Genomic DNA, 26018 nt, shown 5'->3' on the forward strand with positions numbered 1-26018 from the left:
CCATCAAAGACACCCCGCACGGCTGCCCCGTACGGGATCACACGTTCAACTAGCAGAGGGGAGATCCGGTCCATGAGCAAGGACGCAGTTCTCAAGATGATCAAGGATGAAGGCGTCGAGTACGTCGACATCCGTTTTACCGACCCGCGTGGCAAGCTGCAGCACGTCACCGTGATGGCCGACCAGGTGGATGAAGACTTCCTTGAAGAAGGCTTCATGTTCGACGGCTCGTCGATCGCCGGCTGGAAGTCGATCGAAGAATCCGACATGAAACTGATGGCGGACACCGACAGCGTCTACATGGATCCGTTCTATGCAGAAAAAACGCTGTGTATTCACCATTCGGTCGTGGAACCCGACACCGGCGAACCCTATTCCCGCGACCCGCGCGGCACCGCCGAAAAGGCCGAAGCCTACCTGAAGTCCAGTGGCATCGGTGACGTGTCCTACTGGGGCCCCGAAGCCGAATTCTTCCTGTTCGACGACGTGCGCTTCCAGGTCGACATCAACAAGGTGTCCTACCAGGTGGACGCGCAGGACGCGTCGTGGAACAGCGACACCGAGTACGAGATGGGCAACATGGGCCACCGTCCGGGCGTCAAGGGCGGTTACTTCCCGGTGAACCCGATCGACGATGCCCAGGACATCCGCAGCGAAATGCTGTCGACGATGAAACGCATGGGCATGAAGGTCGACAAGCACCACCACGAAGTGGCGTCGTGCCAGCACGAACTGGGCCTGATCTTCGGAAGCCTGGTTCATCAGGCGGACGAGCTGCAGAAGTACAAATACGTCATCCACAACGTGGCGCAGGCCTATGGCAAGTCGGCAACCTTCATGCCCAAGCCCATCGCCGGCGACAACGGCACCGGCATGCACGTCAACATGTCGATCTTCAAGGACGGCAAACCGCTGTTCGCAGGCGACCAATACGCCGACCTGTCGGAAGAGGCGTTGTACTACATCGGTGGCATCCTGAAGCACGCCAAGGCCCTGAACGCCTTCACCAACCCGTCGACCAACAGCTACAAGCGCCTGATCCCGGGCTTTGAAGCGCCGGTCTTGCGCGCCTATTCGGCACGCAACCGTTCGGGCTGTGTCCGTATTCCGTGGGCGGAATCGCCGAAAGCCAAGCGCGTGGAAGCCCGCTTCCCCGATCCCGCGGCCAACCCCTACCTGTGCTTCGCGGCGCTGCTTATGGCGGGCCTCGACGGCATCAAGAACAAGATCCATCCGGGCGAAGCCTCGGACAAGGACCTGTACGATCTGCCGCCGGAAGAACTGGCCGGGATCCCGACCGTCTGTGCCTCGCTGCGCGAAGCCCTGGACAGCCTTTCTGCCGATCACGATTTCCTGCTGGCCGGCGACGTGTTCACCAAGGACCAGATCGAAGGCTACATGGATCTCAAGTGGGAAGAGGTCTACGCCTACGAGCACACCCCGCACCCGGTCGAATTCAAGCTGTACTACAGCTGCTGAGTTCTGCGATGCGCAAGATTGGGGGCGTCCTTCGGGGCGCCCTTTTTCGTTGCGGGCCGGGCATGTGGCGGAAAGACCCGGCCGAACCGCACAAAGCAAAGGGGCGCCCCGAAGGACGCCCCTTGTTTTGTCTGCAATCCGGATCAGGCCGCCTTGCGCGGGCCCTTGCGGCGCGAGCGGCTGCGTGCCCCGGCAGGTTTGCCGCTGCCTTGCGGCTTGCCGCCGCCGCGCCCCGGACGCGGGCCGCCACGGCCCTTGCCGCCGCCGCCACGGGCGGGCGGGCTGACATCTTCCCACGGCGTGCCACCGGCCACCGGGATCGAGGTCTTCATGGTCCGCTCGATGTCGCGCAATTCGCCCATCTCGTCGGGCGCGCAGAAGGCCACGGCCCAGCCGTCGGCACCTGCACGGGCCGTCCGGCCGATGCGGTGGACATAGTTGTCGGCCACATTCGGCAGGTCATAATTGTAGACGTGGCGCACATCCGGAATATCAATGCCGCGCGCCGCCACATCGGTGGCGACCAGAACCTTGATCTGCCCCGCCTTGAAGGCGGTGATGGCGCGGTCGCGCTGGCCCTGGCTGCGGTTGCCATGAATGGCCGAGGTCGCAAACCCGGCTTTTTCCAGATGCCGGGCCAGACGGTCGGCGCCATGCTTGGTGCGCACGAAGACCAGCGCGCGATCTTCGTTGTGCTTGCGCATCAGGTCGATCAGCAGATCGGTCTTGGCCGCCTTGGCGACAAAATGGATCGACTGGTCCACCTTGTCGGCGGCCTTGCCCGGCGGGCTGACGGCCACGCGCACGGCGTCGGTCAGATAGGCATTGGACAGTTCGGCCATCTGCTTGGGCATGGTGGCCGAGAACAGCATGGTCTGCCGTTCGGGTGCCAGCAGCGGCGCGATCTTGCGCAGCGCGTGGATGAAGCCCAGGTCCAACATCTGGTCGGCCTCGTCCAGCACCAGGAACCGGGTCTGATCCAGGAACACGGCCTTGCGGTCGAGCAGGTCCAGAAGCCGCCCCGGCGTGGCGACCAGAATGTCGGTGCCGCGCTCAAGCCGCTTGATCTGGGCGTTGATGGACACGCCCCCCACCACCAGACCAATGCGGACATGGCCGCCGGCGGAATAGGCCATCAGGTTGTCGGCGATCTGCTTGGCCAGTTCCCGCGTGGGCGCCAGAACCAGGCCGCGCACGCTTTTGGGGGCCGGCTTCGAGCCCATGCCCGAAATCACATGCAGCAGCGGCAGGCCGAAGGCGGCGGTCTTGCCGGTGCCGGTCTGCGCCAGACCCATCACGTCGCGGCCGTTCATGGCATGCGGGATGGCCTGGGTTTGAATGGGTGTCGGGTCGGTGATGCCAAGGTCTTTCAGCTTGGCCACAAGGCGGGGCGCAAGGCCCAGCATGTCAAAATCCATGAAGGATCGTCCTTTCGGCAGGCACAACAACGCCTGCTTGTGCCGTCTGCCAGATGCAGCGGCGGTTGCAGTGGACGCCCGGATCGGCACGCGTTTCGCGCCGAATGGGGCCCTGACCCCTGCGTGAAATGGAACCAGAAAACGATGTCAGGCCTATGCCGTCGTCCCGATGCACGGGGCGGCTTACTGCTCACGCGGCAGTGGCCTTGAGGGGCAAGTGGGGCATCTGGGGGCAGATGTCAACATTTCTGCGTTCGGCCTCGCGAACTGTCACCCTTGCGTGACAGCACGGACACCGCCCTTGTCCACGGCCCAAGCCTGCCGCATCTTTAAAACATTCTTGAAACGACGGGGTCGTCATGGCGACAGAACGCTTCACTTTCGAAGGGCAGGACGGCTTGCACCTGGCGGCACGGCTGGATTTGCCGGATGGGCCGGTGCTGGCCACGGCGTTGTTTGCCCATTGCTTCACCTGCGGCAAGGACATCGCCGCAGCGCGCCGCATCGCCGGCCGCCTGTCGGCGATGGGCATCGCGGTGCTGCGATTCGACTTCACCGGGCTGGGCCACAGCGAAGGGGAATTCGAGAACACCACGTTTTCCTCGAACGTTGCCGATCTGGTGGCGGCATCGCGGGCGCTGAACGCGCGCGGCTTGCCCCCGGACCTGCTGATCGGCCATTCGCTGGGCGGGGCTGCCGTGTTGCGGGCCGCCGCACAGATCCCGTCAGCACGGGCCGTGGTGACCCTTGGCGCGCCCTTCGATCCCGGCCATGTCACCGAAAATTTCGGCGGCGCGCTGGATCGGATCACCGCTGAAGGCGTGGCCGAGGTTTCGCTGGGCGGCCGCCCCGTGCGCATCGGCAAGGGCTTTATCGAAGACATCTCGCACGCCTCGCTGACCGAGGCCATCGGCCATCTGCGCAAGGCGCTTTTGATCCTGCACGCCCCACGCGACGCCGTTGTGGGCATCGAAAACGCCGCGCAGATCTTCCAGGCCGCACGACATCCCAAAAGCTTCGTTACGCTGGACGAGGCCGATCACCTGATCTCGCAACCACAGGATGCCGAATACGCGGCCGAGGTCATCGCAGCCTGGGCCGGGCGCTATCTGGACCTGCGCCCGCCCGCGCCCCCGCCCGGCGTGCCCGAGGGAATCATCCGGGTGGCCGAGGCCGACCCGGACGGCTTCTTGCAGGATGTGTCGAGCGGCCCCAAGCATCACGCGCTGGCGGATGAACCGCTGGCCTATGGCGGCACCGACCGGGGCATGTCGCCCTACGGGTTCCTGGCTGCCGGGCTGGGTGCCTGCACCTCGATGACCATCCGCATGTACGCGCGGCGCAAGGGCTGGGATCTGGAACACGTGTCGGTGGATGTCTCGCACGACAAGATGCACGCACAGGATGCGAATGCCGGGGTGACCCCGCGCATTGACACCTTTCACCGGCTGATCCGGCTGGAGGGCGATCTGGATGACGCGCAACGCGCCAAATTGCTGGAGATCGCCGACAAATGCCCGGTGCACCGCACGCTGGAAACCGGCGCCAAGGTGGTCACCGAACTGGCCGGGGCTGGCGCCCGCGACTGATTATTCCGCCGCCAGCCGGCGCTTGGGATCCAGCATGCCCTTCAGATAGCGCCCGGTGTGGCTGCGGGCTTCCTGCGCGATCTTCTCGGGCGTGCCCTTGGCGACGATCTCGCCGCCGCCGTCGCCACCTTCGGGGCCAATGTCGATGATCCAGTCGGCGGTCTTGATGACGTCGAGGTTGTGTTCGATCACCACCACGGTGTTGCCCTGCTCCACCAGTTCGTGCAGCACTTCCAGCAGCTTGCGCACGTCTTCGAAGTGCAGGCCGGTGGTCGGCTCGTCAAGGATATACAGTGTCCGCCCGGTAGAGCGTTTGGACAGTTCCTTGGCCAGTTTGACCCGCTGTGCCTCGCCGCCCGACAGGGTGGTCGCCTGCTGGCCGACCTTGATGTAGCCCAGCCCGACCCGCATCAGCGCATCCATCTTGTCCCGGATCGACGGCACCGCCTTGAAGAACGCCTGCGCGTCCTCGACGGTCATGTCCAGCACGTCGGCGATGGACTTGCCCTTGAACTGCACCTCAAGCGTTTCGCGGTTGTAGCGCGCGCCGTGGCAGGTTTCGCAGGTCACATAGACGTCCGGCAGGAAGTGCATCTCGATCTTGATGACTCCGTCGCCCTGGCACGCTTCACAGCGACCGCCCTTGACGTTGAAGCTGAACCGGCCCGGCTTGTAGCCGCGGGTCTTGGCCTCGGGCAGCCCGGCGAACCAGTCGCGGATCGGGGTGAAGGCCCCGGTATAGGTGGCCGGGTTCGATCGCGGCGTGCGCCCGATCGGCCGCTGGTCGATGTCGATGACCTTGTCCAGATGCTCCAGCCCCTTGATGGTCTCGCAGGGGGCGGGCGTTTGACGGGCCCCGTTCAGCCGCATCGACGCGGTCTTGAACAGGGTCTCGATGGTCAGGGTCGACTTGCCGCCGCCCGACACGCCGCTGACACAGACGAAACGGCCCAGCGGAAACTCGGCGGTGACGTTTTTCAGGTTGTTGCCGATGGCCTTGACCACCTTGACCTTCTTGCCGTTGCCTTTTCGGCGCACGGCGGGCACCGCGATCTCGCGCCGTCCGGCCAGGTAGTCGCCGGTGACGCTGGTCTCGGTCGCCATGATCTGCGCGGGCGTGCCCTGGGCCACCACCTCGCCGCCATGCACCCCGGCGCCGGGACCGATGTCGAAGACATAGTCGGCCTCGCGGATGGCTTCCTCGTCATGTTCCACCACGATCACCGTGTTGCCCTGATCGCGCAGGTTCTTCAGCGTGGTCAGCAGGCGGTCGTTGTCGCGCTGGTGCAGGCCGATGGAGGGTTCATCCAGCACATAGAGCACCCCGGTCAGGCCCGAACCGATCTGGCTGGCCAGCCGGATCCGCTGGCTTTCGCCGCCCGACAGGGTGCCGGCATTGCGCGACAGTGTCAGGTATTCAAGGCCGACGTTGTTCAGAAAGCCCAGCCGTTCACGGATTTCCTTCAGGATGGCGCGGGCGATCTCGTTCTTCTGCTTGCTCAGGTGGTTCGGTGCGTCCTCGACCCAGTCCAGCGCCTGCCGGATCGACAGTTGCACCACCTCGCCCACATGCTTGCCCGCGATCTTGACCGCCAGCGCCTCGGCCCGCAGGCGGTAGCCTTCGCAGGTGTGGCAGGGGCGGTTGTTCTGGTAGCGTTCGAATTCCTCGCGCACCCAGTTGCTGTCGGTTTCGCGATAGCGGCGCTCCATGTTGGGGATGACCCCTTCGAACACGCGGGACACCTGATAGACCCGGCCGCCGTCGTCATAGCGGAACTCGATCTCTTCCTCGCCCGAGCCGTGCAGGAACACCTGCTGCACGTGCGCCGGCAGATCCTTCCACGGCGTCGCCTTGTCGAATTCATAGTGCCGGGCGATGGCCTCGATGGTTTGCAGGAAATAGGGCGACTTGCCCTTGCGCCAGGGCGCCAGGGCCCCGTCATACAATTGCAGGGTCTGGTCCGGCACCACCAGCCGTTCGTCGAAGAACAACTCCATCCCCAGCCCGTCGCAATCCGGGCAGGCCCCGAATGGCGCGTTGAAGGAAAACAGGCGCGGTTCGATTTCGGGGATGGTGAAGCCCGACACCGGGCAGGCGAAACGTTCCGAAAAGGTGATCCGTTCGGGATCCCCTTCTTTCGGGGCGGTTTCCAGAATGGCAATGCCATCGGCCAGATCCAGCGCGGTGCGCAGGCTGTCGGCCAGTCGGGTTTCCAGCCCTTCGCGCACGACGATCCGGTCGACGACCACGTCGATGTCATGGCGGAACTTCTTGTCCAGCTTCGGCGGCATGTCCAACTCGTAGAACTCGCCATCCACCTTGACGCGCTGGAAGCCCTGCTTGCGCAGCTCCAGCATTTCCTTGCGGTATTCACCCTTGCGGTCGCGGATGATCGGGGCCAGCAGGAAGCCGCGCGTGCCCTCTTCCATCTCCATGATCCGGTCGACCATATCCTGCACCTGCTGCGCCTCGATCGGCTTGCCGGTGGCGGGCGAATAGGGCGTGCCGGCACGCGCGAACAGCAGCCGCATGTAGTCGTAGATCTCGGTCACCGTGCCAACGGTCGAGCGCGGGTTCTTCGAAGTGGTCTTCTGTTCGATGGAGATCGCCGGGCTGAGGCCCGAGATGTGATCCACGTCGGGCTTTTCCATCATGTCGAGGAACTGCCGGGCATAGGCCGACAGGCTTTCCACATAGCGACGCTGCCCCTCGGCATAGACCGTGTCGAAAGCCAGCGAGGATTTTCCCGACCCCGAAAGCCCGGTGATGACCACCAGCTGATCGCGCGGAATATCCACGTCGATGCCCTTCAGGTTGTGCTCGCGCGCGCCGCGCACCTCGATGTTCTTCTGCTCGGCCATGACCCACCTCGACGATATCCGCATAACCTAGGGGATCGGCAGCGAGTCTCCAACGAGAAACTGTGAACAAAGGGTGAACTTCATGCGCAATTGCGCCACGGCGCGCCCCGTCAGCCCTTGTCGCGCCACCGGTTGACGATGGGATAGCGGCGATCCAGCCAGAAGGCGCGTTTTGACAGGCGCACGCCGGGGGCGGCCTGGTGGCGCTTGTATTCGCTGATGTAGAGCAGATGCTCGACCCGCTTGACGGTTTCGCGGTCAAAGCCTGCCGCCACCACCTCGGCGACCGAGGCATCCTCGTCCACCAGCATTTCCAGGATGCGGTCCAGCACCTCATAGGGGGGCAGGCTGTCCTCGTCCTTCTGGTCGTCGCGCAATTCGGCCGAGGGCGGCTTGTCGATGACGCGGGGCGGGATGACCTCGCCCGCCGGGGCCAGCATCCACGGCGCGTGGTTGGCATTGCGCCAGCGGCACATGGCAAAGACGCGGGTCTTGTAGAGATCCTTGATCGGGTTATAGCCGCCCGCCATGTCGCCATAGATCGTGGCATAGCCCACCGCGACCTCGGACTTGTTGCCGGTGGTCAGCAGCATTTCGCCGAACTTGTTGGACAGGGCCATCAGCAGCAGGCCGCGCATCCGCGATTGCAGGTTTTCCTCGGTCAGGTCGGGCTGGGTGCCTTCGAACAGCGGCATCAGCGTTTCGGTTGCCGCATCGACCGGGCCCGAGATCGGCAAGTCATCCAGACGACAGCCCAGCCCGGTCGCCACGCCCGCCGCATCCTGAAGCGAGGTCTGCGAGGTATAGCGCGACGGCAGCATCACGCAGCGCACGTTTTCGGGGCCAAGCGCATCGGCGGCGATGGCCGCGACCAGCGCCGAGTCGATGCCCCCCGACAGGCCCAGCAGCACCTTGGAAAAGCCGCTTTTGGCCAGATAGTCCCGCAGGCCGATGACCATGGCGTGGTAGTCCTGCGCAAGGCTGTCGGGCCGCGTCGGGCGGTCGCCTTCAAGGATGCGCCAGCCGGCGGGGGTTTCTTCCAGATCCACATGGGTGATCGAAGTGTCGAACAGCGGCATCTGGAAGGCCAGCACACCACCGGGGTTCAGCCCGAAGCTGCCGCCGTCGAAGACCTGGTCATCCTGCCCGCCGACCATGTTCAGATAGATGATCGGCAGCCCGGTCTCGATGGTGCGGGCCACCATGTGGTTCAGGCGTTCGTCATATTTTTCGCGATGATAGGGAGAGCCGTTGGGCACCAGCAGGATCTCGGCGCCGCTTTCGGCCTGGGCCTCGGCCACATCCGGGTGCCAGGCGTCCTCGCAGATGGGCGAGCCGATGCGCAGCGGTCCGATCCGGTAGGGGCCGGAAATCGCGCCCGAGGAATACAGCCGCATTTCGTCGAACACGGCCGAATTGGGCAGTTCGTGCTTGAACACCCGCGCCACAACGTGGCCGTCCTTCAGAACGTGATAGCCGTTATACAACTTGCCCTCGGCCATCCAGGGTGCCCCGATGGCCAGCGCCGGTCCGCCGGTCAGATCGCGTGCCAGCGTTTCAAGCGTGGCCATGCAATCGGCCACGAAGGCCGGTTTCTTCACCAGGTCCTGCGTCTGATAGCCCGACAGGAACATCTCGGGCAGCGCCACCATGTCGGCCCCCGCCTCGCAGCCGGCCTCCCACGCCTGCCGCGCAAGGGCGGCGTTGTCGTCCAGCGCGCCAAGGCTGGGGTTCATCTGGGCCAGGGTCAGGCGAAAGGTCTGCGGCATGGGCGGTCTCCTGCTCTTGCTCCTTCCTTAAATTGCCGGCGCGGTAAGGGGAAGCGCCTGATCCGGGCATGTTGCTCCACCCCGCGCGATGATCTAGCACTTGGGCACGAGAACCGGGAAGGCAGGCAGGTCATGATGGGGCGGAAACGCGCGGTACGGGCATTAGCGGCAACGGCACTGGCGGCACTGGTCGCAATTGCGGTCGCGGCGCAGGATCTGGGTCCGGTGGTGACGCAGCAGTATACCAACGGCGGCGTCTACGAAGGCACCATGAAAAATGGCAAGCCCCATGGACTGGGCCGCTATACCCTGCCCAACGGCTATGAGTACGACGGCAGCTGGGCCGATGGCGAGCGCACCGGCACCGGCACCACGAAATTCGTCGATGGCAGCATCTACGAGGGCGAGGTCGTCTCTGGCCTGCCGCAGGGCACCGGCCAGGTGGCGCTGCTGGACGGATCGGTCATTATCGGCACATGGGTCGAGGGCGCGCTCAGCGGCGAGGCCACGGCCACCTACGCTGACGGGTCGGTCTATATCGGCACCTTCGAGAACAACCAGCGCCACGGCACCGGCACCTGGACCCGCCCCGACGGCTATGTCTACGACGGCGGTTGGGAGGCGGGAAAGCGCAGCGGCAGCGCCACCATCACCTTCCCCGACGGCGCCCGCTATGAGGGCGAGATGCGGTCGGACAAGCGCAATGGCAGCGGGCTGCTGACCATGCCCGACGGGTTCACCTATGACGGCGCCTGGATCGATGACCAGATGAACGGCTTTGGCCGCGTCACCTATGTCAACGGCGACGTCTACGAAGGCGTGCTGGTGCAGGGCCAGCGGTCGGGCAACGGCAAGATGACCTATGCCAACAGCGACATCTACGAAGGTGCCTTCGTCGCGGACGAGCGCAACGGCACAGGCACCTTCATCGGCACCGATGGCTATCGCTACGATGGCGAATGGGTGGCGGGCACCCATCACGGCCAGGGTCGGCTGACCTATCCCGATGGCTCGGTCTATGAAGGGACGTTCGACAACAACCTGCCGCACGGCGCGGGCCGCGTCACCTATGCCAATGGCGATGTCTACGAGGGCGACTGGCGGGCAGGCGAGATCAACGGTCAGGGGGCCAGCCGCTATGCCAGCGGCGTGGTCTACGAGGGCAGCTTTCAGGCCGGTGTGCCGCAGGGCCAGGGAACCCTGACCGGCCCCGACGGCTATCGCTATGCCGGCGGCTGGGACGCCGGCGTGCGCGACGGCGCGGGCGAGGTCACCTATCCCGACGGCTCACGCTATTCCGGCACCTTCCGCAACGATCAGTTCCACGGTCCCGGCCGCTGGGAAAGCGCCGATGGCGTGATCTATGACGGGGTCTGGCAGGATGGCGCCATCACCGGCGAGGGCCGGGTGACCTATGCCTCGGGCGATGTCTATGAGGGCGCGCTGGTGGACGGCAAGCGCGAGGGACAGGGCACGCTGACCTACGCCTCGGGCGAGGTGCTGACCGGCCTGTGGCGCAACGGCGTGATGATCGAGGGCGAGACCCTTCCCGCGCCGGAGCCTGCGCCTGAGGCCACCCCTGCCCCCGACGCCGCACCCGACAGCACCCCCGTAACGGACCCGCAATAAAGCGCGCCGCGCCCGCGAAAGGACATCTCATGCCCATCACCACTGTCGTCTTCGACGCCTATGGCACGCTGTTCGACGTGACCGCCGCCGCCCGCACCGCCGCGCAGTCGCCCGAGTTCCCGCAACTGGCCCCGGTCTGGCAGGCGCTGGCCCGCGACTGGCGCGCCAAGCAGTTGGAGTATTCCTGGCTGCGCGCCGTCACCGGCAATCACACCCCATTCTGGGAGGTCACGCAGGACGGGTTGGACTGGGCGATGGAGGCCAACGGGCTGCAAGGCGAGGAACTGCGCGCCCGCCTGCTGGCCCTGTATTGGGAATTGGACGCCTACCCCGAGGTGCCGGACCTGCTGCAACGGCTCAAGGCCGAAGGGCTGACCACGGCGATCCTGTCCAACGGCTCCCCCGAGATGCTGGAGGGGGCGGTGAGCTCCGCCAGCCTTGAAGGCTTGCTGGACGGGGGGCTGTCGGTGGAAAGCTGCGGCGTCTTCAAGCCCGACGCGGCGGTCTATGACCTTGTGCGGGATCAACTGGGCACACGCGCCGACGAGGTGCTGTTCGTCTCGTCGAACGGCTGGGATGTGTGCAGTGCGACGGCCTATGGGTTCCAGACCCTCTGGGTCAACCGCATGGGCCAGCCGCTGGATCGGCTCCCTGAGCCGCCCGCCGCCATCGAGCCCGACCTGAGCCGCATTCCCGACCTGCTGGCCTCGGGCCGCTTCACCCGCCCCGACCTGCATCCCGAACCGCAATATTTCACCGCCTCGGACGGGCTGAAACTGGCCTATCGGGACGAGGGCGACGGCCCGGCCCTGTTGTGCCTGTGCGGGCTGACCCGCAACATGGCGGATTTTGACTTTGTCGCGCGCGACTTCGCGGATCGCGCCCGGATCATCCGGCTGGACACCCGCGGGCGCGGCCAGTCGGATCATGATCCGACCTATCTGAACTACAATCTTGGCCGCGAAGGGCAGGACGCGCTGGACCTGCTGGATCACCTTGGCCTCGACAAGGCGGCGATCCTGGGCACCTCGCGCGGGGGGCTGATCGCGCTGACGCTGGCCGTCACCCACAAGGACCGCCTGACCGGCGTCTGCCTGAACGACATCGGCCCCGAGATCGACCCCGAGGGGCTGGCTTTCATCTTCGGCTATCTCGGCATCGAACCCACGTTCCAGACCTATGACGAGGCCGCCGACGCGCTGGTCAAGACCACCGCCGCCCGGTTTCCCGGCGTGCCGCGCGCCCGCTGGCGGCTGCACGCCGAACGGATCTGGACCCAGACCGACGACGGGTTGCGCATCCGCTATGACGCCAAGCTGCGCGACGCGGTGATCGAGCAATCGGCCACCGGCGATGTGCAGGATCTATGGCCGTTCTTCGATGCCTTCGCCGATTTGCCGCTGGCCCTGATCCGGGGCGAGCATTCGGACATTCTGCCCGCCAAAACCGCCGCCGAAATGCGCCGTCGCCGCCCCGACATGATCCATGCCGAGGTGCCCCGGCGCGGCCATGTGCCGTTTCTGGATGAACCCGAAGCCCGGCGCGCCCTGTCCCAGTTCATCGACAGGTTGTCATGACCCCCGACGCCATTGCCGCCGCCGAGGCCCGCATCCGCCCGTTCCTGCGCCGCACCCCGCTGCTGGAATCGCCGCAGCTCAACGACCTGGCCGGTCGCCGGGTGCTGGTGAAGGCCGAATGCCTGCAACACACTGGCTCGTTCAAGTATCGGGGCGCAAAATCCGCCGTGACTGCCATCGCTGCCGAAGGCGGCTGTTCCGGCATTATCGCCTATTCCTCGGGCAACCATGCCCAGGGTGTGGCCCGCGCCGCGCAGGAAGCCGGGCTGCCGGCGGTGATCGTGATGCCTTCGGATGCTCCGCGCGCCAAGGTCGAGGGCACCCGCGCCTACGGGGCCGAGGTCGTGCTTTACGACCGCTGGAACGAAAGCCGCGAAGAGATCGGCGCGCATCTGGCCGCAACCCGCGACCTGCGGCTGGTGCGCCCTTATGACGAGCCCGAGGTAATCGCCGGACAGGGCACCTGCGGGCTGGAACTGGCCGAACAGGCGCGCGCGGCGGGCGTCACCACCGGCCAGGTTCTGGTGTGTTGCGGCGGCGGCGGGCTGACCTCGGGCATCGCGCTGGCGCTGGAACAGCAGGCCCCCAGCCTGCGCGTGCGCCCGGTCGAACCCGCGGCTTTCGACGATGTCACCCGGTCGCTGGCCGCTGGTGAAATCCTTGGCAATGCCCCCGGCAGCACCAGCATCTGTGATGCCATCGTCACACCCCAACCCGGCGACCTGACCTTCCCGATCCTGCAACGTCTGTGCGGACCCGGCCTGACGGTCAGCGATGCCGAGGCCCTGACCGCGATGGCGGTCGCCCTGCGGCACCTGAAGATCGTGGTGGAGCCAGGCGGCGCGGTGGCATTGGCCGCCGCCCTGCATCGCGGTGCAGATCTTGGCGCGGATCCGGTGATTGCGGTGGCCACGGGCGGCAATGCCGATCCGGAGATCCTGGCCCATGCGGTCGCGGCGATCCCCTGATCAGCCGCTGCCCAGCCCGTTGGGCGCAGTGATTGTCAAGTGGTCAAGAAGTGTTTATATTCACTTCGAGCGTTTTATACCGCTGCACCGATAGGTTTTTCCCGCGACCCATAGTTTCGAAAGAATGTGCCGTCAGGAATGCCTGCGGCAGGGCTGCCTGTCCAGATCGGACGTTCTGGCGAAGACCGTAAACGGGGCAGATCGGGCGGCGTGGTGGCGTATGTGCAGGAACAGAAAGGTCACGTGAGCGTTATGAACAAACTCGCGTCAGTCGAAATCGATATTGGCAACGGGGATCCGTTGCCGCCGGAAATGGCGACCCATTCCGCCCATGCTGCGGCTTTCCTCAAGGCGCTGGCCCATGAAGGCCGGCTGCTGATCCTGTGCCATCTCAATTCGGGCGAGAGATCGGTGACCGAGCTTGAAAAGCTCCTGGGCCAACGTCAGGCGGCGGTCAGCCAGCAATTGGCGCGCCTGCGGATGGAAGGGCTTGTGCGCTCGCGCCGGGATGGCAAGACCATCTACTATTCGCTGGGCGACGAACGGGCCGAGCGGATGATCGGGCTTCTCTACGACATGTTCTGCGCGTCGGACGCCGACTGACTTCGCCCGCGCGGCCCTGGATGACAACGACGCCCACCGTGTGAGGCGCCGCAGGAAAGATCGCATGCCATGTCGCCCTCCCCCCGGGACCTAGCCCAGACCATTGCCAACCGACTGCCGACGCCCGCCCGGGCGCAACGGTTGCTGGTGGCCATCGCCGGCCCGCCCGCATCCGGAAAATCCACGGTCTCCGAGGCGTTGGTGGACCATCTGGGGCCAGAGGCCATACTGGTGCCGATGGACGGGTTTCATCTGGACAACCGAGTGCTGGAACGTCGCGGATTGCTGCCCCGCAAGGGCGCGCCCGAGACCTTTGACGCGGCGGGGTTCTGCCACGCCATCGGGCGCCTGAAAACCGAGCCTTCGGTCATCCTGCCCAGCTTTGACCGGTCCCGTGACCTGTCGGTCGCCGGGGCGATCGAGGTGGAACCGCAGCATCGGATTGCCGTGGTCGAAGGCAACTACCTGCTGTTCGACGCCGACCCCTGGCGGGCGCTGACGGACCTGTGGGACTTTTCGGTCTGGACCGCCCCGGACGAAGCCGTCCTGCGCACCCGGCTGATCACGCGCTGGCGCGATCACGGTCTGGCCCCCGATGCCGCCGAGGCGCGGGCCGAGGCCAACGACCTGCCCAACGCCCGCCGCACACTCGCGTCCCGCCTGCCCGCCGATCTGGTGGTCTGAGGACCCTACTTCGGCCCGGCGAAATACCAGATGATCAGGCCGATGACAGGCAGGATCGCGACCACCAGCACCCAGATGATCTTTTGCAGGCCGGTGGCACCGGACTGGAGGATTTTCACGATCGCGTAAACATCCGCAATGAGGATGAGAAGGCCGAGAATGGCTTCCATGTGACGTCTCCCTTGGAAATTTCACCTTCAGTCTAGCGCTACACGGCCCGGCTGTCGCGGTCAGAAATCAGGCAACGCGCACCATCAGCAGCAGGGCGGCCAGCGCACAGCCGATGCCCGCCACTTCGCGCCAGGCCACAGGCTCGTCAAAGACCACTGCGCCGATGACGCAAAGCGCCAGCAGGCTGAACATGGCAAAAGCCACCCCCGCCTGCCCCAGCGATATCTGTTGCACGGCCAGAAACCAGAATATCCCCGACAGGACATAAAGCGACAGCCCGGCCAGTCCGGCCGGCGCGTGCAACGGTTGTCCCTGATCCGCAGTCAGCTTGATCAACGTGTCCCCGAAGATCACCACAAGCGCACAAAGCAGCGCGCTGCCGTAGCCAATGACGATCTGCATGGTGCCCCTCCCGCCTTGATGCCCTTTGACAGAGGTTAACATGCCCGGAGCATCGGGTCAGGGCGGGCATTCCGGAACCCGGATATCGACGGCGCGCGGGCCGGGACAGTCGGCTTGCGGCCTGCCGCCCCTAGCCCGGATTGAGCGGCGGCAGCGCCTCGACACGATGGCTGGCACCGGCAAGGCGTCGCTGGCGGTCGGCCTGGAAGGCCGACGACACCGCTAACCAGTCCCCGCCGGTGTCGGGCGCGTCACGATAGCGGCCCGCCCCGATCCCGGCCAAGGCGTTCTCAAGATCCTGCGCGGCGTGTCCCGGACATCGGTCGGCCCAGGTGGCAAGCGCACGATGGGTGGCGGCAAGATCCTTCTGCGCGATGGCCTGACGGACCTGCCGTGCGGCATAGGCTTCGCTGGCTTCCCACGCGGCCTTTCTCTTGTCCCGAAGGCGGCGCAGCGGCGGCAGCGCGTACAGGCGGATCCCCTGCGCCGCCAGCAGCAGCAGGATCGCCCCGCCCACCAGCAAGGCGATCTGGCGCGGCGAAAATCGTGCGGCCACCGGCGGTCCCGGCGCGTCCACTTCCAGGGTCACGCCCTCAAGCTGCGCGGTTTCCACCGTTCCGGTTTCGGTGTTGAACCAGTCGATCGAGATCGGCGGCAACTCGACACTGCCCCCGTATTGCGCGACATAGCTGACGGTTTCCGTCCGGCTGCCCGACAACACGCCCCGGTCAGAGGCCTTCGCGATGCTGGGATCCTTGGGATAGGCCCGCACCGCCTCGGACTCGACGGGCGGGATCAGCGAGGGGATGAACAGCGCCGAGGTGCCGGAGATTTTCGCCGTCACGCTGCGGCTGGCCGCATCGCCTTCGCTCAATGGGCCGTCCGCGCCTTCGATGTTCTGTTCCAGCGTCAGGCCGCTGGCAAGGATCAGGGGATCAAGCCCGGCGGCCCCCTCGGGTACGGTCGCGGTGAAACGGACCGGATCGAGGCTGGCCTCGAACGTCACAGGGGCCGAGGTGTCCGGGTCGGCGTAGGTCACCGTGATGGTCTGGGCCGGCAGGCTGACCTCGCCGGGCACCATGGGATAGAGCCGATAGGCGCGGCTGACGCCGGACCACGTTTCGCCCCCCACGGATTCGCTGATCGGCCCCGAAGCCCCCTCGGGCAGGCGCACGATCACATTGGGCACATCCAACGCCGGGAAACCGGGCGGATCGGGCAACCATGTCGGCACCAGCACCTTGATCCGCAGCACCAGAGGCTGTCCCACGACGGCAGTGTCCGGGGTCAGCTCTGCAGTGACCTGCGGTTGCACGGCCTCGGCGGGTGCCGGGACGGTGACCGTGTCATCTTGCGCAACCAGGGCGGTTGGAGACGCGAGAGCCAGCGCCACGGCGATCAAGGACAACAGGCGTCCCTGCGACCGGTGGCGGGGGAATGACGGCACAAGGATCATTCGCGCGCTCCCGCCGCGTTTTCCTGCAGGAATCGGGTTCGCAGGAAATCGCCCATGTCTGTATCGACCGACCGCATCCATTGCTCGGTGGTCTGGAACTCCGGCGCGGCGTCTTCCTCGGAAAAATCGGTCTGGGTGTCGGCACCCCGGTTGGCCTCGTTGTCGAAGACCACGTCGTCCGCCCCGATGCCGGAGTCCTCGCCCGTATCGCTTTCCTCGCGGGCGGTCTCGACAAACTCCAGAATGGCGCGTGTCACCGCGAGGTTCCATTCGGCCTGAGGAAAATCAGGGCGCAGTTGCAAGGCTTTCTCATAGGCCGCGATGGCGGGCCGGTATTCGCGGTTGCGGGTCCGCGCCATGCCCTCGGCAAAGGCCGCCTCGGGCGTGTCCAGCCGCGAATAGAGATCGGCGGCTTCCGGATACTGGCCCGCGCGGAACAGTGACAGGCCGCGCCACATCGGATTTTGGAACAGCGCGGCGGCGTCGGAAAACCGTGTGGCGCGATAGGCCTGCATCCCCTGCTGGTCGGGGGTGAAGAACCAGTCCACCACATCGGCCTGCGCCGGACCGGGGGCGGTCAGACCAGTGGCCAGCCCGACAACCAGCGCCCACCGCATGGTCCAGCCCCGCCGGAACCACAGCAGCAGAAGCGGCATCGCCAGCCATGCCAGAATCCAGCCGCGATCGTCCCAGTCCAACCGCTCGTCCCCCAGCAGGGCGGCGCGATAGGCCGAGGCCGCGGCGCTGTCGATGGCCTTCAGGTCCGTGTCATCAGCGGTCAGTTGCACGACCGTCGCGCCGTCCAGTTGATCCAGTGCGCCGCGCGGGCTGCCGTCTGGTGCGGCCACCAGGAACAGGATCGGCGTTTCCTCGGCCTGTGCGTCGCGGAAGGCGCTCACATCGGCCTCGCTCAACTCGTCCAGAACGAACAGAATGGCGCCGGGAGTTTCGGATTTCGCCAGTTCGGCGCCCGCCAGCGTCAGCGCCGCGGTGGCATTGTCGCCTTCTTCGGGCATGACTTCGGGCGTGAGCGACTCCAGCATCGACCGCAGGATATTCGGATCTTCGGTCAGCGGTGCGACACGATGGGCGGTGCCGGAATAGGCAATCAGCGCGGTGCGGGCCCCGGCGCGGCGTTCCACCAGATCGAGGATCTTGAACTTGGCCCGGTCCAGCCGGTTGGGCGGCAGATCCGGCGCCTCCATCGAGCGGCTGACCTCCAAGGCCACCACCATCGGCGCGGTCTGGGCCAGCAGCGGGTTCGGCACCCGGCTCCACGTCGGGCCGGCGGCCGCCAGCGTCAGCAGCACCAGACAGGCCGCGACCCCGTCGATGGGCTGCACCCGCCGTCGTCCGGTATCGCCCACAATCAGCGCCTCGGCCAGATGCGGGGCAATCCCGCGCGAGGGGGCGGTGGTGGTTGTCGCCGTCCCGCGTCGGGCGCGCCACCACAGCGCGGCGATGGGCAGCAGGGCCAGAAGCCACAGCGGGCGCAACAGGTGCAGCGCCGCAAGCGCATCGAGAAACGCCGCCATCACGCCGCCCTCCGCGATGTGGACAGTTGCAGCCAAAGCAGGGTCAGCGTGGCAATGACCACCGCCAGGGCAAAGGCGATCCAGGCCAGGGGTCGCTTGGGCTGGAAGTTGACGGTTTCCGTGACACGCGGGTTCAGACGGTCGATCTCGGCATAGATCTCCTGCAATCCGGCCCCGTCGGTGGCATAGTAGAAGGCCCCGTCGGCACGCTGCGCGATGTCTTCCAGGGCCTGAAGATCGACCTTGTCCTCGCCCGCGCCCTCGGGATTGCCAACGCCGATGGTAAAGATCCGCACCCCCTGCTGCTGCGCGATCTCGGCGGCGTTCACAGGCGACATGCGGCTGGAGGTATCGGCCCCGTCGGACAGCAGCACAAGCAGGCGCTGTTCAACCTCCGAGGTCTCGAAGGTGCGGATCGACAGGCCGATGGCATCGCCGATGGCCGTGTCCGGCCCGGCCATGCCCACGGTCGTACCGTCAAGCAATTCGCGCACCGAGACGAGATCCTCGGTGAAGGGCGTCTGAACGAAGGCGCGGCTGCCAAAGACGATCAGCGCGATACGATCTCCGTCGCGGGCTTCGATGAAGTCGCCGACCACATCCTTGACCACCTGCAGGCGCTGCGCCTGCGTGCCGTCCGGACCTTCCATGTCGCGGGCATCCATCGACCCGGAAATGTCCACGGCCAGCACCATGTCGCGCGCTGCCTTTTCCACGGTGATCTTCTGGCCCAACTGTTCGGGGCGGGCGAGGCCGAGCACCAACAGCCCCCAGCACAGGATCGCGGTGATCATCTGGATCCGGGCGCGCCGCAGCACCAACGCACCGGGCTTGGGGTCCAGCCCCGCCGCCTCGGTTATCTGCCGGAAGAACGGGATCCGAACCGCGGTCGTCTGGTGGCGATAGCGGGGCGCGAACCGCCAGACCAGCCAGGGCAGCGGCAGCAACAGAACCGCCCAGGGGAAGGCGAAGGAGTAGCTCATGCCGAGGCCTCCCGGCGATGCGCCTTCACCCAGTGCCGGGCCAGACCGGTCACGCGCGGATCGGGCGGCGTGTCCCGCCACGGTGCCTGCAGCAGGATTGCGCCCGCATCTCCTGAAAAGCTGGTCCCCGGACAGGTTTCGGACAGGAACGCCAGCCAGTCCTGCCCCAGCAACCCGACCACCTTGCGGCGGGGATAGGCGGCCAGCGCGGCGCGACGCAGGATGTCGGCCACCTTTGCCGGGTCATCGCCCGCAGCCTCCAGCTCGTTCAGCGCAGCACGACGATAGGCATTGGCCTGCCAGTGCCGCGCTGCCCGCCAACTCAGCCAGACAAGCGCGGCCAGCACCGCAAGCGACAGCCAGATCCAGCCCTGTGTCGCCGGGATCATCGAGATCGGTTCGGGTTCGGGGATCGGCTTGAGCATGTCGAGCATCTCGACAAGGTTCTTGCCCTCGGTGTCGGGGGTTTCTGCCATCAGCGTCGCCCTCCCGGCAGCCCCATGAGATCCAGCAGTTGCGGCAGGGTTTCGCGCCCCGCGCTCAGCGGCAGCACCGGGATGCCATAGGTGCGGGTCCAGCCGATCGCGCGGTTGACCCGCGCGCCGAAGGCCTCTTCCACCCGGTGCCTGATGTTGCTGTCCGCGCTGTCCAGCTCCACCTGCAACTGGCCATCCGAGGCAACGATGCGGAAATCGTCGGGCAGCCGGGTGCCGGTGGGATCGGTGACCGGGAACAGGATCACGTCGTTGTGCTGGGCCAGCCGCCGCACAAGCCGTTCGGTCTGATCATCCACCTCGCCAAAATCCGAGAACACGAGGATCAGGTTGCCCGTCGTGGCAATGCGCGCCGCCGCCTCCAGCGGACGGTTCAGCGGCATCGACACCGGCACATCCAGATCCGCCCGCAACCGGCAATTCGCCTCGGACAGGGTCGCGATGAAGCGGTTGAGCGCAAGGTTCGACGCCCGCGGCCGCAATTCGGCCACCGCATCATCCGAGAAGATGACGCCGCCGACCCGGTCGCCCTGCGCGCGGATCCGGTAGGCCGCCAGCGCCGCCGCTTCTGCCGCTGTCACCGATTTCATGTTGAGTTGCGTGCCATAGAACATCGACATGCGCTGATCGACCAGCAACAGCGCCGGGCGGTCGCGCTCTTCGGTGTAGACCCGCACATGCGGCTCGCCGGTGCGGGCGGTGACTTTCCAGTCGATGGTGCGCGGGTCGTCACCCACCTGGTAGTTGCGCAATTCCTCGAAGTTCAGCCCCCGGCCCCGCAGGCGCGAGGCATGGCGGCCGTTGAACGCGGATCGGGCCGGTTGGCGCGGCAGAAACGACAGCGCGCGCGCCGATCCTGCCAGCCGGCGCAAATGCTGCAGGTCCGTATGGATACGCGGGTCGGTCTTGCGCGGCACCTCGGGCATGATCCGGCCTCAGGGCAGCGCCACGAGGGACACGATTTCATCGACCACATCGTCGGTGGTCTTGCCTTCGCCCTGCGCCTCGAAAGACAGCGCAATCCGGTGGCGGAAGACGTCATGCACGATGGCGCGCACATCCGCCGGATCGACATAGTCGCGCTGCTTCAGCCAGGCATGGGCGCGGGCGCATTTGTCCAGCGCGAGGCTGCCGCGCGGACTGGCGCCGATCTCGATCCAGCGCGCCAGATCCTCGGACAGGGCGGCGGGCGTGCGGCTGGCCTGCACCAGGTCGGCCATGTAGCGATCCATCGCATCGGACACATGGATGCGCCCGATCTCGGCCCGCGCGTCGAACACCGCCTGCTGCGGGATGGCGTCCGGCGGGGTGGTGGCGTCTCCGGAAGATGCAGCCTGTTCCTCGCCGCGCACCAGGCGGATGACCTCCACCTCGTCCTCGACCGGCGGATACAGCACCTGCACATGCATCAGGAAACGGTCCATCTGCGCCTCGGGCAGCGGATAGGTGCCTTCCTGTTCGATCGGGTTCTGGGTCGCCATCACGATGAACAGCGGCGGCATCTTGTGGGTCGTGCCGGAAACGGTCACCTGCCGCTCTTCCATCGCTTCCAGCAGGGCGGCCTGCACCTTGGCCGGGGCGCGGTTGATCTCGTCCGCCAGCACGATGTTGGCGAAGATCGGCCCCTGTTCGAACCGGAACTGGCTGCCTTCGGGTCCCTGATGATACACCTCGGTGCCAGTGACATCCGACGGCAGCAGGTCCGGCGTGAACTGGATGCGCGAGAAATCGGCCTCCAGGTTCGTGGCCATCGCCTTGACCGCGCGGGTTTTTGCAAGGCCGGGCAGGCCCTCGATCAACAGGTTGCCATTGGCCAGAAGCCCGATCACCAACCGTTCGATCACGTCCGTCTGGCCGATGATGGACTGCCCCATGCGGTCCTGAAGGGCGGTGATCTGTTCTAGCGCGGTCATGGCCAAATCCTGCAATCGTCGTTTCGATGGAACACTGGTCGAACTAGCCCGCGAAGATTGCGTGACAAAATCACGACGGGCGTTTCCGCAGCATGGACCACCGCGCCTGACGGTTGCAACACCCTGAAGACCGGGGCAATCAGCCGTGCAGGCGTTTCGCCAGACGGTTCTGCCGTTCGATCACATTCGGCAGGTCGATGGTGACCATCTGACCGTCGCGGACGATCTGGCGGCCATCCACGAAGGAATGCTTGACCCGCGTCGGACCGGCCAGCAACAGTGCCGCCGGATCCCAACTGCCCGCGCTGTCGATGCCCGAGACATCCCAGACCGCGATATCGGCGCGTTTGCCCACGGCGATCTGGCCGCAATCGGGCCGGTTCAGCACCTCGGCCCCGCCACGCGTCGCGATCTCCAGCGCCTCGCGGGCCGACATCGCATCGGCGCCATTGGCCACCCGTTGCAACAGCATGGACTGGCGCGCCTCGAGGATCAGGTTGCCGGTGTCATTGCTGGCCGAGCCATCGACCCCCAGCCCGACCTTCACCCCGGCGTCGCGCATCTTGCGCACCGGTGCGATGCCGCTGCCCAGCCGGCAGTTGGAACAGGGGCAATGGGCGACACCGGTGCGGCTGCGCGCGAACAGGTCGATCTCTTGCCCGTCCAACTTGACGCAATGGGCGTGCCAGACGTCGGACCCGGTCCAGCCCAGATCCTCGGCGTATTGGCCCGGGCGGCAGCCGAATTTCTCCAGCGAATAGGCAATGTCCTCGTCATTCTCGGCCAGATGGGTGTGCAGCATCACGCCCTTGTCGCGCGCCAGCACCGCCGCGTCGCGCATCAGGTCGCGGCTGACCGAGAACGGCGAACAGGGCGCCAGCCCGACCCGCACCATCGCGCCCTCCGAGGCATCGTGGAACGCGTCGATCACACGGATGGAGTCCTCAAGGATCGCCGCTTCGCGCTCGACCAGACTGTCGGGGGGCAGGCCGCCGTCGCTTTCGCCGATGCTCATCGCCCCGCGCGTCGGATGAAACCGCAACCCGACCTCACCCGCCGCCGCAATGGTATCGTCCAGCCGCGCGCCGTTGGGATAGAGATACAGGTGATCCGAGGTCAGCGTACAGCCCGACAGCGCCAGTTCGGCCAGCCCCACCTGCGCCGACACGAACATCTCTTCCGGCCCAAAGCGCGCCCAGATCGGATAGAGCGTCTGAAGCCAGCCGAACAGCAGGGCATCCTGCCCCCCCGGCACCGCCTTGGTCAGCGACTGGTAGAGGTGATGATGGGTGTTCACCAGACCGGGCGTCACCACGCAGCCGCGCAGGTCGTGGGTTTCGCCGGTCGTTGTCAGCGCACTGCCGATCTCGACGATCACGCCGTCGCGCAGGCGCAGATCGGCCTGCGAAAGCTCGCGGCGGTCGTCGTCCAGCGTCAGGACGGTATCGGCATTTTTCAGAAGGATCTCGGTCATTCGGGTACATTCCTTGGCGACCGTCTCATCAGGGGAATGCCCGGCCGGTGGAAAACGGGTAAGAACCGACCGCTGGATTGATAGCGAACCGATCCTGCCCGGGTCAACGGATTTGTGGGCGACGGCAGAAGGAAGGGGCCTGTCCGGCCCGTACCCCTACCGCCCCCGCCGCTTCACCACCCCGCCGCGCTGCCCCGGACGACCGGCGGTGGACCGGCCCTTGCGCTTCATCGCGCTTTCGGCGGCGGCCTCGACGGCGCTTTGCCGGGCCAGCGGATCGTCGGCGATGGCCAGATCGACCGCTTCCAGCCGCTTGATCTCGTCGCGCAGGCGGGCAGCTTCCTCGAATTCCAGGTTCTCGGCGGCCTTGCGCATCTCGTCGCGCAGCCCGTCCAGATGGGCCTGCAGGTTCGCGCCGACCAGCGGCTTGTCCACCGTGGCGGTGACCCGCGCCATGTCGGTGTCGCCCTTGTAGAGCCCGGCCAGAACATCCTCGACGTTCTTCTTCACCGTCTCGGGGGTGATCCCGTGTTCCTCGTTATAGGCGATCTGCTTGGCGCGGCGGCGGTCGGTCTCGCCGATGGCCCGCTCCATCGAGCCGGTGACCCTGTCGGCATACATGATGACCTTGCCGTCGGCGTTGCGCGCGGCCCGCCCGATGGTCTGGATCAACGAGGTTTCGGAGCGCAGGAAGCCCTCCTTGTCGGCGTCCAGAATCGCCACCAGCCCGCATTCGGGAATGTCCAACCCCTCGCGCAACAGGTTGATGCCCACCAGCACGTCGAAGGCGCCCAACCGCAGGTCGCGCAGGATCTCGATACGTTCGATGGTGTCGATGTCCGAATGCATGTAACGCACCCGGATGCCCTGTTCGTGCAGGTATTCGGTCAGATCCTCGGCCATGCGCTTGGTCAGAACTGTGGCCAGCACCCGCTGGCCACGCTCGGCCACGCGCCGGATCTCGTCCAGCAGATCATCGACCTGGGTCTTGACCGGGCGGATCTCGACCTGCGGGTCCAGGAGGCCGGTGGGGCGGATCACCTGTTCGGTGAAGACGCCGCCGGATTGCTCCAGCTCCCAGCCCGCCGGAGTGGCCGAGACGAAGACCGATTGCGGGCGCATGGCATCCCATTCCTCGAACTTCAGGGGGCGGTTGTCCATGCAGGACGGCAGGCGGAATCCGTGTTCGGCCAATGTGAACTTGCGGCGGTAGTCGCCCTTGTACATGCCGCCGATCTGCGGCACCGACACATGGCTTTCGTCGGCAAAGACGATGGCGTTGTCGGGAATGAACTCGAACAACGTGGGCGGCGGCTCTCCCGGTGCGCGGCCGGTCAGATAGCGCGAATAGTTCTCGATCCCGTTGCAGACGCCGGTGGCCTCCAGCATCTCCAGATCGAAATTGGTGCGCTGCTCCAGCCGCTGGGCTTCCAGCAGCTTGCCCTCGGCGACCAGTTGATCCAGCCTGATGCGCAGTTCGGCCTTGATGCCGATGATTGCCTGTTTCATCGTCGGCTTCGGCGTGACGTAGTGCGAATTGGCGTAGATGCGGATCTTGTCGAACGTGTCGGTCTTTTCGCCGGTCAGCGGATCGAACTCGGTGATCGCTTCCAGTTCCTCGCCGAAGAAGGACAGCCGCCAGGCCCGGTCCTCAAGGTGCGCCGGCCAGATTTCCACCACATCACCGCGCACCCGGAAACTGCCGCGCTGGAAGCCTGCGTCATTGCGGCGGTACTGCTGGGCCACCAGATCGGCCATCACCTTGCGCTGGTCGTAGTCATTGCCCGTGTGCAGATCGACCGACATCGCCGAATAGGTCTCGACCGAGCCGATGCCATAGATGCACGACACCGAGGCCACGATGATCACGTCATCGCGTTCCAGCAGCGCCCGGGTGGCCGAGTGGCGCATCCGGTCAATCTGTTCGTTGATCTGCGATTCCTTCTCGATGTAGGTATCGCTGCGCGGAACATAGGCTTCGGGCTGGTAGTAGTCATAGTAGCTGACGAAGTATTCCACCGCGTTGTCGGGGAAGAAGCCCTTGAACTCGCCGTACAATTGCGCCGCCAGGGTCTTGTTGGGGGCCAGGATGATGGCGGGCCGCTGGGTTTCCTCGATCACCTTGGCCATTGTGAAGGTCTTGCCGGTGCCGGTGGCCCCCAGAAGCACCTGGTTCTGCTCCCCCTCGCGCACGCCTTGGGTCAGTTCCGCGATGGCCGTGGGCTGATCGCCGGCCGGCGAGAAGTCGGTATGCAGGATGAACTGCCGCCCGCCTTCCAGCTTTTCGCGGCCGCCGGTGCGGTCCACCGTGGGCGTCTTGTCGGAATGGGCATAGGGCATGGCGAGACTCGCTGACGGCTGCAACCTTGGAAACTTAGGGCCCCGCACCGGGTTGTGCCAGTGCCCGTGTCGGCCCTTCCTGACAGGAGGGTGTCAGGAGGTCACGCCCCTGTTTCCCGTCAGACAAGGATATTTCCCATCAGGCACGCTTGATTCTTGAGAGAATCAATTGAACACGATAGTGTCCCATGATTGAAGACGAATGCTGGTCGCCGCCTCTCTGTTACTCCGACACCTACGCGTGCGGCGACCGGCTTTCTTCCCTTTCCCGTCAACAGCGCCGCTTTGCCGCTTCCCGCCCGCGCCCCGGTCGTGGTATCGCACCGTAAAACACGGAGGCTGACATGCGCGCACGCATCTATCGTCCTGCCAAGACGGCAATGTCATCGGGAACCGCCAAGACCCACGACTGGGTGCTTGAATTCGCGGCCGCTTCGCAGCGCGAGGTCGATCCGCTGATGGGCTGGACCAGTTCCAGCGACACCCAAAGCCAGGTGCGGCTGCGGTTTGCCACCAAGGAAGCCGCCAAGAAGTACGCGCAGGATCGCGGCATCGACGCCGAGATCAGCGAACCCAAGACCCGCAAGCCCAACATCCGCCCGCGCGGCTATGGTGAAAACTTCGTGCCGGACCGTCGCGGCGCCTGGACCCACTGATCCGGTCCCGATCCCG

Annotated in this window: 21 protein-coding genes; 8 read left to right on the top strand and 13 right to left on the bottom strand. The window is 65.9% G+C overall.

Annotated features, from left to right (window positions below; all coding sequences use genetic code 11):
* Nucleotides 1–72: 72 nt before the first annotated feature.
* Nucleotides 73–1479 carry a type I glutamate--ammonia ligase gene (gene glnA / locus ACP15K_RS03600; protein WP_193140681.1) on the top strand — a complete coding sequence of 469 codons (1407 nt, stop codon included), beginning with the start codon at nt 73–75 and terminating at the stop codon, nt 1477–1479.
* Nucleotides 1480–1622: 143 nt separating this feature from the next.
* Here the strand turns inward: glnA and ACP15K_RS03605 are convergent, their stop codons facing one another.
* Nucleotides 1623–2897 (bottom strand): DEAD/DEAH box helicase, encoded by a 1275-nt coding sequence (locus ACP15K_RS03605; protein ID WP_193140680.1) that lies wholly within the window; start codon nt 2895–2897, stop codon nt 1623–1625.
* 359 nt (nt 2898–3256) lie between these two features.
* On the opposite strand from ACP15K_RS03605, the gene ACP15K_RS03610 reads away from it, so the two are divergent.
* Nucleotides 3257–4486: an alpha/beta fold hydrolase gene (locus ACP15K_RS03610; protein WP_424989828.1), complete on the top strand. Its 1230-nt coding sequence runs from the start codon at nt 3257–3259 to the stop codon at nt 4484–4486.
* Here ACP15K_RS03610 and uvrA read toward each other — a convergent pair whose 3' ends face one another.
* Nucleotides 4487–7348 (bottom strand): excinuclease ABC subunit UvrA, encoded by a 2862-nt coding sequence (gene uvrA / locus ACP15K_RS03615; RefSeq protein ID WP_193140678.1) that lies wholly within the window; start codon nt 7346–7348, stop codon nt 4487–4489.
* Nucleotides 7349–7458: 110 nt separating this feature from the next.
* Entirely contained in the window at nt 7459–9117 is a 1659-nt protein-coding gene (locus ACP15K_RS03620; protein WP_424989829.1) for an NAD+ synthase, read from the bottom strand.
* A gap of 135 nt (nt 9118–9252) precedes the next feature.
* Between ACP15K_RS03620 and ACP15K_RS03625 the strand changes: the two genes are divergently transcribed.
* The 5 genes from ACP15K_RS03625 (at nt 9253) to ACP15K_RS03645 (ending at nt 14578) form a co-directional block, all read left to right on the top strand.
* Complete coding sequence (locus ACP15K_RS03625) at nt 9253–10746, top strand: 2-isopropylmalate synthase (protein WP_424989830.1); 1494 nt, start codon at nt 9253–9255, stop codon at nt 10744–10746.
* Between the two features lie 29 nt (nt 10747–10775).
* Entirely contained in the window at nt 10776–12323 is a 1548-nt protein-coding gene (locus ACP15K_RS03630; RefSeq protein WP_424989831.1) for a haloacid dehalogenase type II, read from the top strand.
* Nucleotides 12320–13291 carry a threonine ammonia-lyase gene (locus ACP15K_RS03635; protein ID WP_193140676.1) on the top strand — a complete coding sequence of 324 codons (972 nt, stop codon included), beginning with the start codon at nt 12320–12322 and terminating at the stop codon, nt 13289–13291. The genes ACP15K_RS03630 and ACP15K_RS03635 overlap by 4 nt, the downstream gene beginning before the upstream one ends.
* 252 nt (nt 13292–13543) lie before the next feature.
* Complete coding sequence (locus ACP15K_RS03640; RefSeq protein ID WP_193140768.1) at nt 13544–13894, top strand: ArsR/SmtB family transcription factor; 351 nt, start codon at nt 13544–13546, stop codon at nt 13892–13894.
* A gap of 69 nt (nt 13895–13963) precedes the next feature.
* Nucleotides 13964–14578, top strand: coding sequence for a nucleoside triphosphate hydrolase (locus ACP15K_RS03645; RefSeq protein WP_193140675.1), 615 nt, complete (start codon nt 13964–13966; stop codon nt 14576–14578).
* A gap of 5 nt (nt 14579–14583) precedes the next feature.
* Here ACP15K_RS03645 and ACP15K_RS03650 read toward each other — a convergent pair whose 3' ends face one another.
* From ACP15K_RS03650 to uvrB, 10 genes are all read right to left on the bottom strand, one after another.
* Nucleotides 14584–14748, bottom strand: coding sequence for a PLDc N-terminal domain-containing protein (locus ACP15K_RS03650; protein WP_193140674.1), 165 nt, complete (start codon nt 14746–14748; stop codon nt 14584–14586).
* Between the two features lie 67 nt (nt 14749–14815).
* Complete coding sequence (locus ACP15K_RS03655) at nt 14816–15151, bottom strand: hypothetical protein (RefSeq protein ID WP_193140673.1); 336 nt, start codon at nt 15149–15151, stop codon at nt 14816–14818.
* 130 nt (nt 15152–15281) lie between these two features.
* Nucleotides 15282–16559, bottom strand: coding sequence for a hypothetical protein (locus tag ACP15K_RS03660; protein WP_424989832.1), 1278 nt, complete (start codon nt 16557–16559; stop codon nt 15282–15284).
* 44 nt (nt 16560–16603) lie between these two features.
* Entirely contained in the window at nt 16604–18142 is a 1539-nt protein-coding gene (locus tag ACP15K_RS03665) for a VWA domain-containing protein (protein WP_424989833.1), read from the bottom strand.
* On the bottom strand, nt 18142–19125 hold the full coding sequence (locus ACP15K_RS03670) for a VWA domain-containing protein (RefSeq protein WP_193140670.1): 984 nt from the start codon (nt 19123–19125) through the stop codon (nt 18142–18144). Before ACP15K_RS03670 ends, ACP15K_RS03665 begins: the two co-directional genes overlap by 1 nt.
* On the bottom strand, nt 19122–19601 hold the full coding sequence (locus ACP15K_RS03675; RefSeq protein ID WP_193140669.1) for a DUF4381 domain-containing protein: 480 nt from the start codon (nt 19599–19601) through the stop codon (nt 19122–19124). Before ACP15K_RS03675 ends, ACP15K_RS03670 begins: the two co-directional genes overlap by 4 nt.
* Nucleotides 19601–20545, bottom strand: coding sequence for a DUF58 domain-containing protein (locus ACP15K_RS03680; protein ID WP_193140668.1), 945 nt, complete (start codon nt 20543–20545; stop codon nt 19601–19603). The genes ACP15K_RS03675 and ACP15K_RS03680 overlap by 1 nt, the downstream gene beginning before the upstream one ends.
* Nucleotides 20546–20554: 9 nt before the next feature.
* Nucleotides 20555–21532 (bottom strand): AAA family ATPase, encoded by a 978-nt coding sequence (locus ACP15K_RS03685; protein WP_424989834.1) that lies wholly within the window; start codon nt 21530–21532, stop codon nt 20555–20557.
* A 139-nt stretch (nt 21533–21671) separates the two neighbouring features.
* Nucleotides 21672–23006 (bottom strand): 8-oxoguanine deaminase, encoded by a 1335-nt coding sequence (locus ACP15K_RS03690; RefSeq protein WP_424989835.1) that lies wholly within the window; start codon nt 23004–23006, stop codon nt 21672–21674.
* A 156-nt stretch (nt 23007–23162) separates the two neighbouring features.
* Entirely contained in the window at nt 23163–25346 is a 2184-nt protein-coding gene (gene uvrB / locus ACP15K_RS03695; RefSeq protein WP_193140665.1) for an excinuclease ABC subunit UvrB, read from the bottom strand.
* Nucleotides 25347–25690: 344 nt separating this feature from the next.
* Here uvrB and ACP15K_RS03700 point away from each other — a divergent pair, with 344 nt between their 5' ends.
* Nucleotides 25691–26002 (top strand): ETC complex I subunit, encoded by a 312-nt coding sequence (locus tag ACP15K_RS03700; RefSeq protein ID WP_193140664.1) that lies wholly within the window; start codon nt 25691–25693, stop codon nt 26000–26002.
* The last annotated feature ends 16 nt before the right edge of the window (nt 26003–26018 follow it).

It is taken from the genome of Fluviibacterium sp. S390 (assembly GCF_049800695.1).
Lineage (GTDB): Bacteria > Pseudomonadota > Alphaproteobacteria > Rhodobacterales > Rhodobacteraceae > Meridianimarinicoccus.

Coding starts and splice junctions, on each gene's coding strand:
- glnA (WP_193140681.1), top strand. CDS start 73: ATGAGCAAGGACGCAGTTCTCAAGATGATCAAGGATGAAGGCGTCGAG.
- ACP15K_RS03605 (WP_193140680.1), bottom strand. CDS start 2,897: ATGGATTTTGACATGCTGGGCCTTGCGCCCCGCCTTGTGGCCAAGCTG.
- ACP15K_RS03610 (WP_424989828.1), top strand. CDS start 3,257: ATGGCGACAGAACGCTTCACTTTCGAAGGGCAGGACGGCTTGCACCTG.
- uvrA (WP_193140678.1), bottom strand. CDS start 7,348: ATGGCCGAGCAGAAGAACATCGAGGTGCGCGGCGCGCGCGAGCACAAC.
- ACP15K_RS03620 (WP_424989829.1), bottom strand. CDS start 9,117: ATGCCGCAGACCTTTCGCCTGACCCTGGCCCAGATGAACCCCAGCCTT.
- ACP15K_RS03625 (WP_424989830.1), top strand. CDS start 9,253: ATGGGGCGGAAACGCGCGGTACGGGCATTAGCGGCAACGGCACTGGCG.
- ACP15K_RS03630 (WP_424989831.1), top strand. CDS start 10,776: ATGCCCATCACCACTGTCGTCTTCGACGCCTATGGCACGCTGTTCGAC.
- ACP15K_RS03635 (WP_193140676.1), top strand. CDS start 12,320: ATGACCCCCGACGCCATTGCCGCCGCCGAGGCCCGCATCCGCCCGTTC.
- ACP15K_RS03640 (WP_193140768.1), top strand. CDS start 13,544: ATGAACAAACTCGCGTCAGTCGAAATCGATATTGGCAACGGGGATCCG.
- ACP15K_RS03645 (WP_193140675.1), top strand. CDS start 13,964: ATGTCGCCCTCCCCCCGGGACCTAGCCCAGACCATTGCCAACCGACTG.
- ACP15K_RS03650 (WP_193140674.1), bottom strand. CDS start 14,748: ATGGAAGCCATTCTCGGCCTTCTCATCCTCATTGCGGATGTTTACGCG.
- ACP15K_RS03655 (WP_193140673.1), bottom strand. CDS start 15,151: ATGCAGATCGTCATTGGCTACGGCAGCGCGCTGCTTTGTGCGCTTGTG.
- ACP15K_RS03665 (WP_424989833.1), bottom strand. CDS start 18,142: ATGGCGGCGTTTCTCGATGCGCTTGCGGCGCTGCACCTGTTGCGCCCG.
- ACP15K_RS03670 (WP_193140670.1), bottom strand. CDS start 19,125: ATGAGCTACTCCTTCGCCTTCCCCTGGGCGGTTCTGTTGCTGCCGCTG.
- ACP15K_RS03675 (WP_193140669.1), bottom strand. CDS start 19,601: ATGGCAGAAACCCCCGACACCGAGGGCAAGAACCTTGTCGAGATGCTC.
- ACP15K_RS03680 (WP_193140668.1), bottom strand. CDS start 20,545: ATGCCCGAGGTGCCGCGCAAGACCGACCCGCGTATCCATACGGACCTG.
- ACP15K_RS03685 (WP_424989834.1), bottom strand. CDS start 21,532: ATGACCGCGCTAGAACAGATCACCGCCCTTCAGGACCGCATGGGGCAG.
- ACP15K_RS03690 (WP_424989835.1), bottom strand. CDS start 23,006: ATGACCGAGATCCTTCTGAAAAATGCCGATACCGTCCTGACGCTGGAC.
- uvrB (WP_193140665.1), bottom strand. CDS start 25,346: ATGCCCTATGCCCATTCCGACAAGACGCCCACGGTGGACCGCACCGGC.
- ACP15K_RS03700 (WP_193140664.1), top strand. CDS start 25,691: ATGCGCGCACGCATCTATCGTCCTGCCAAGACGGCAATGTCATCGGGA.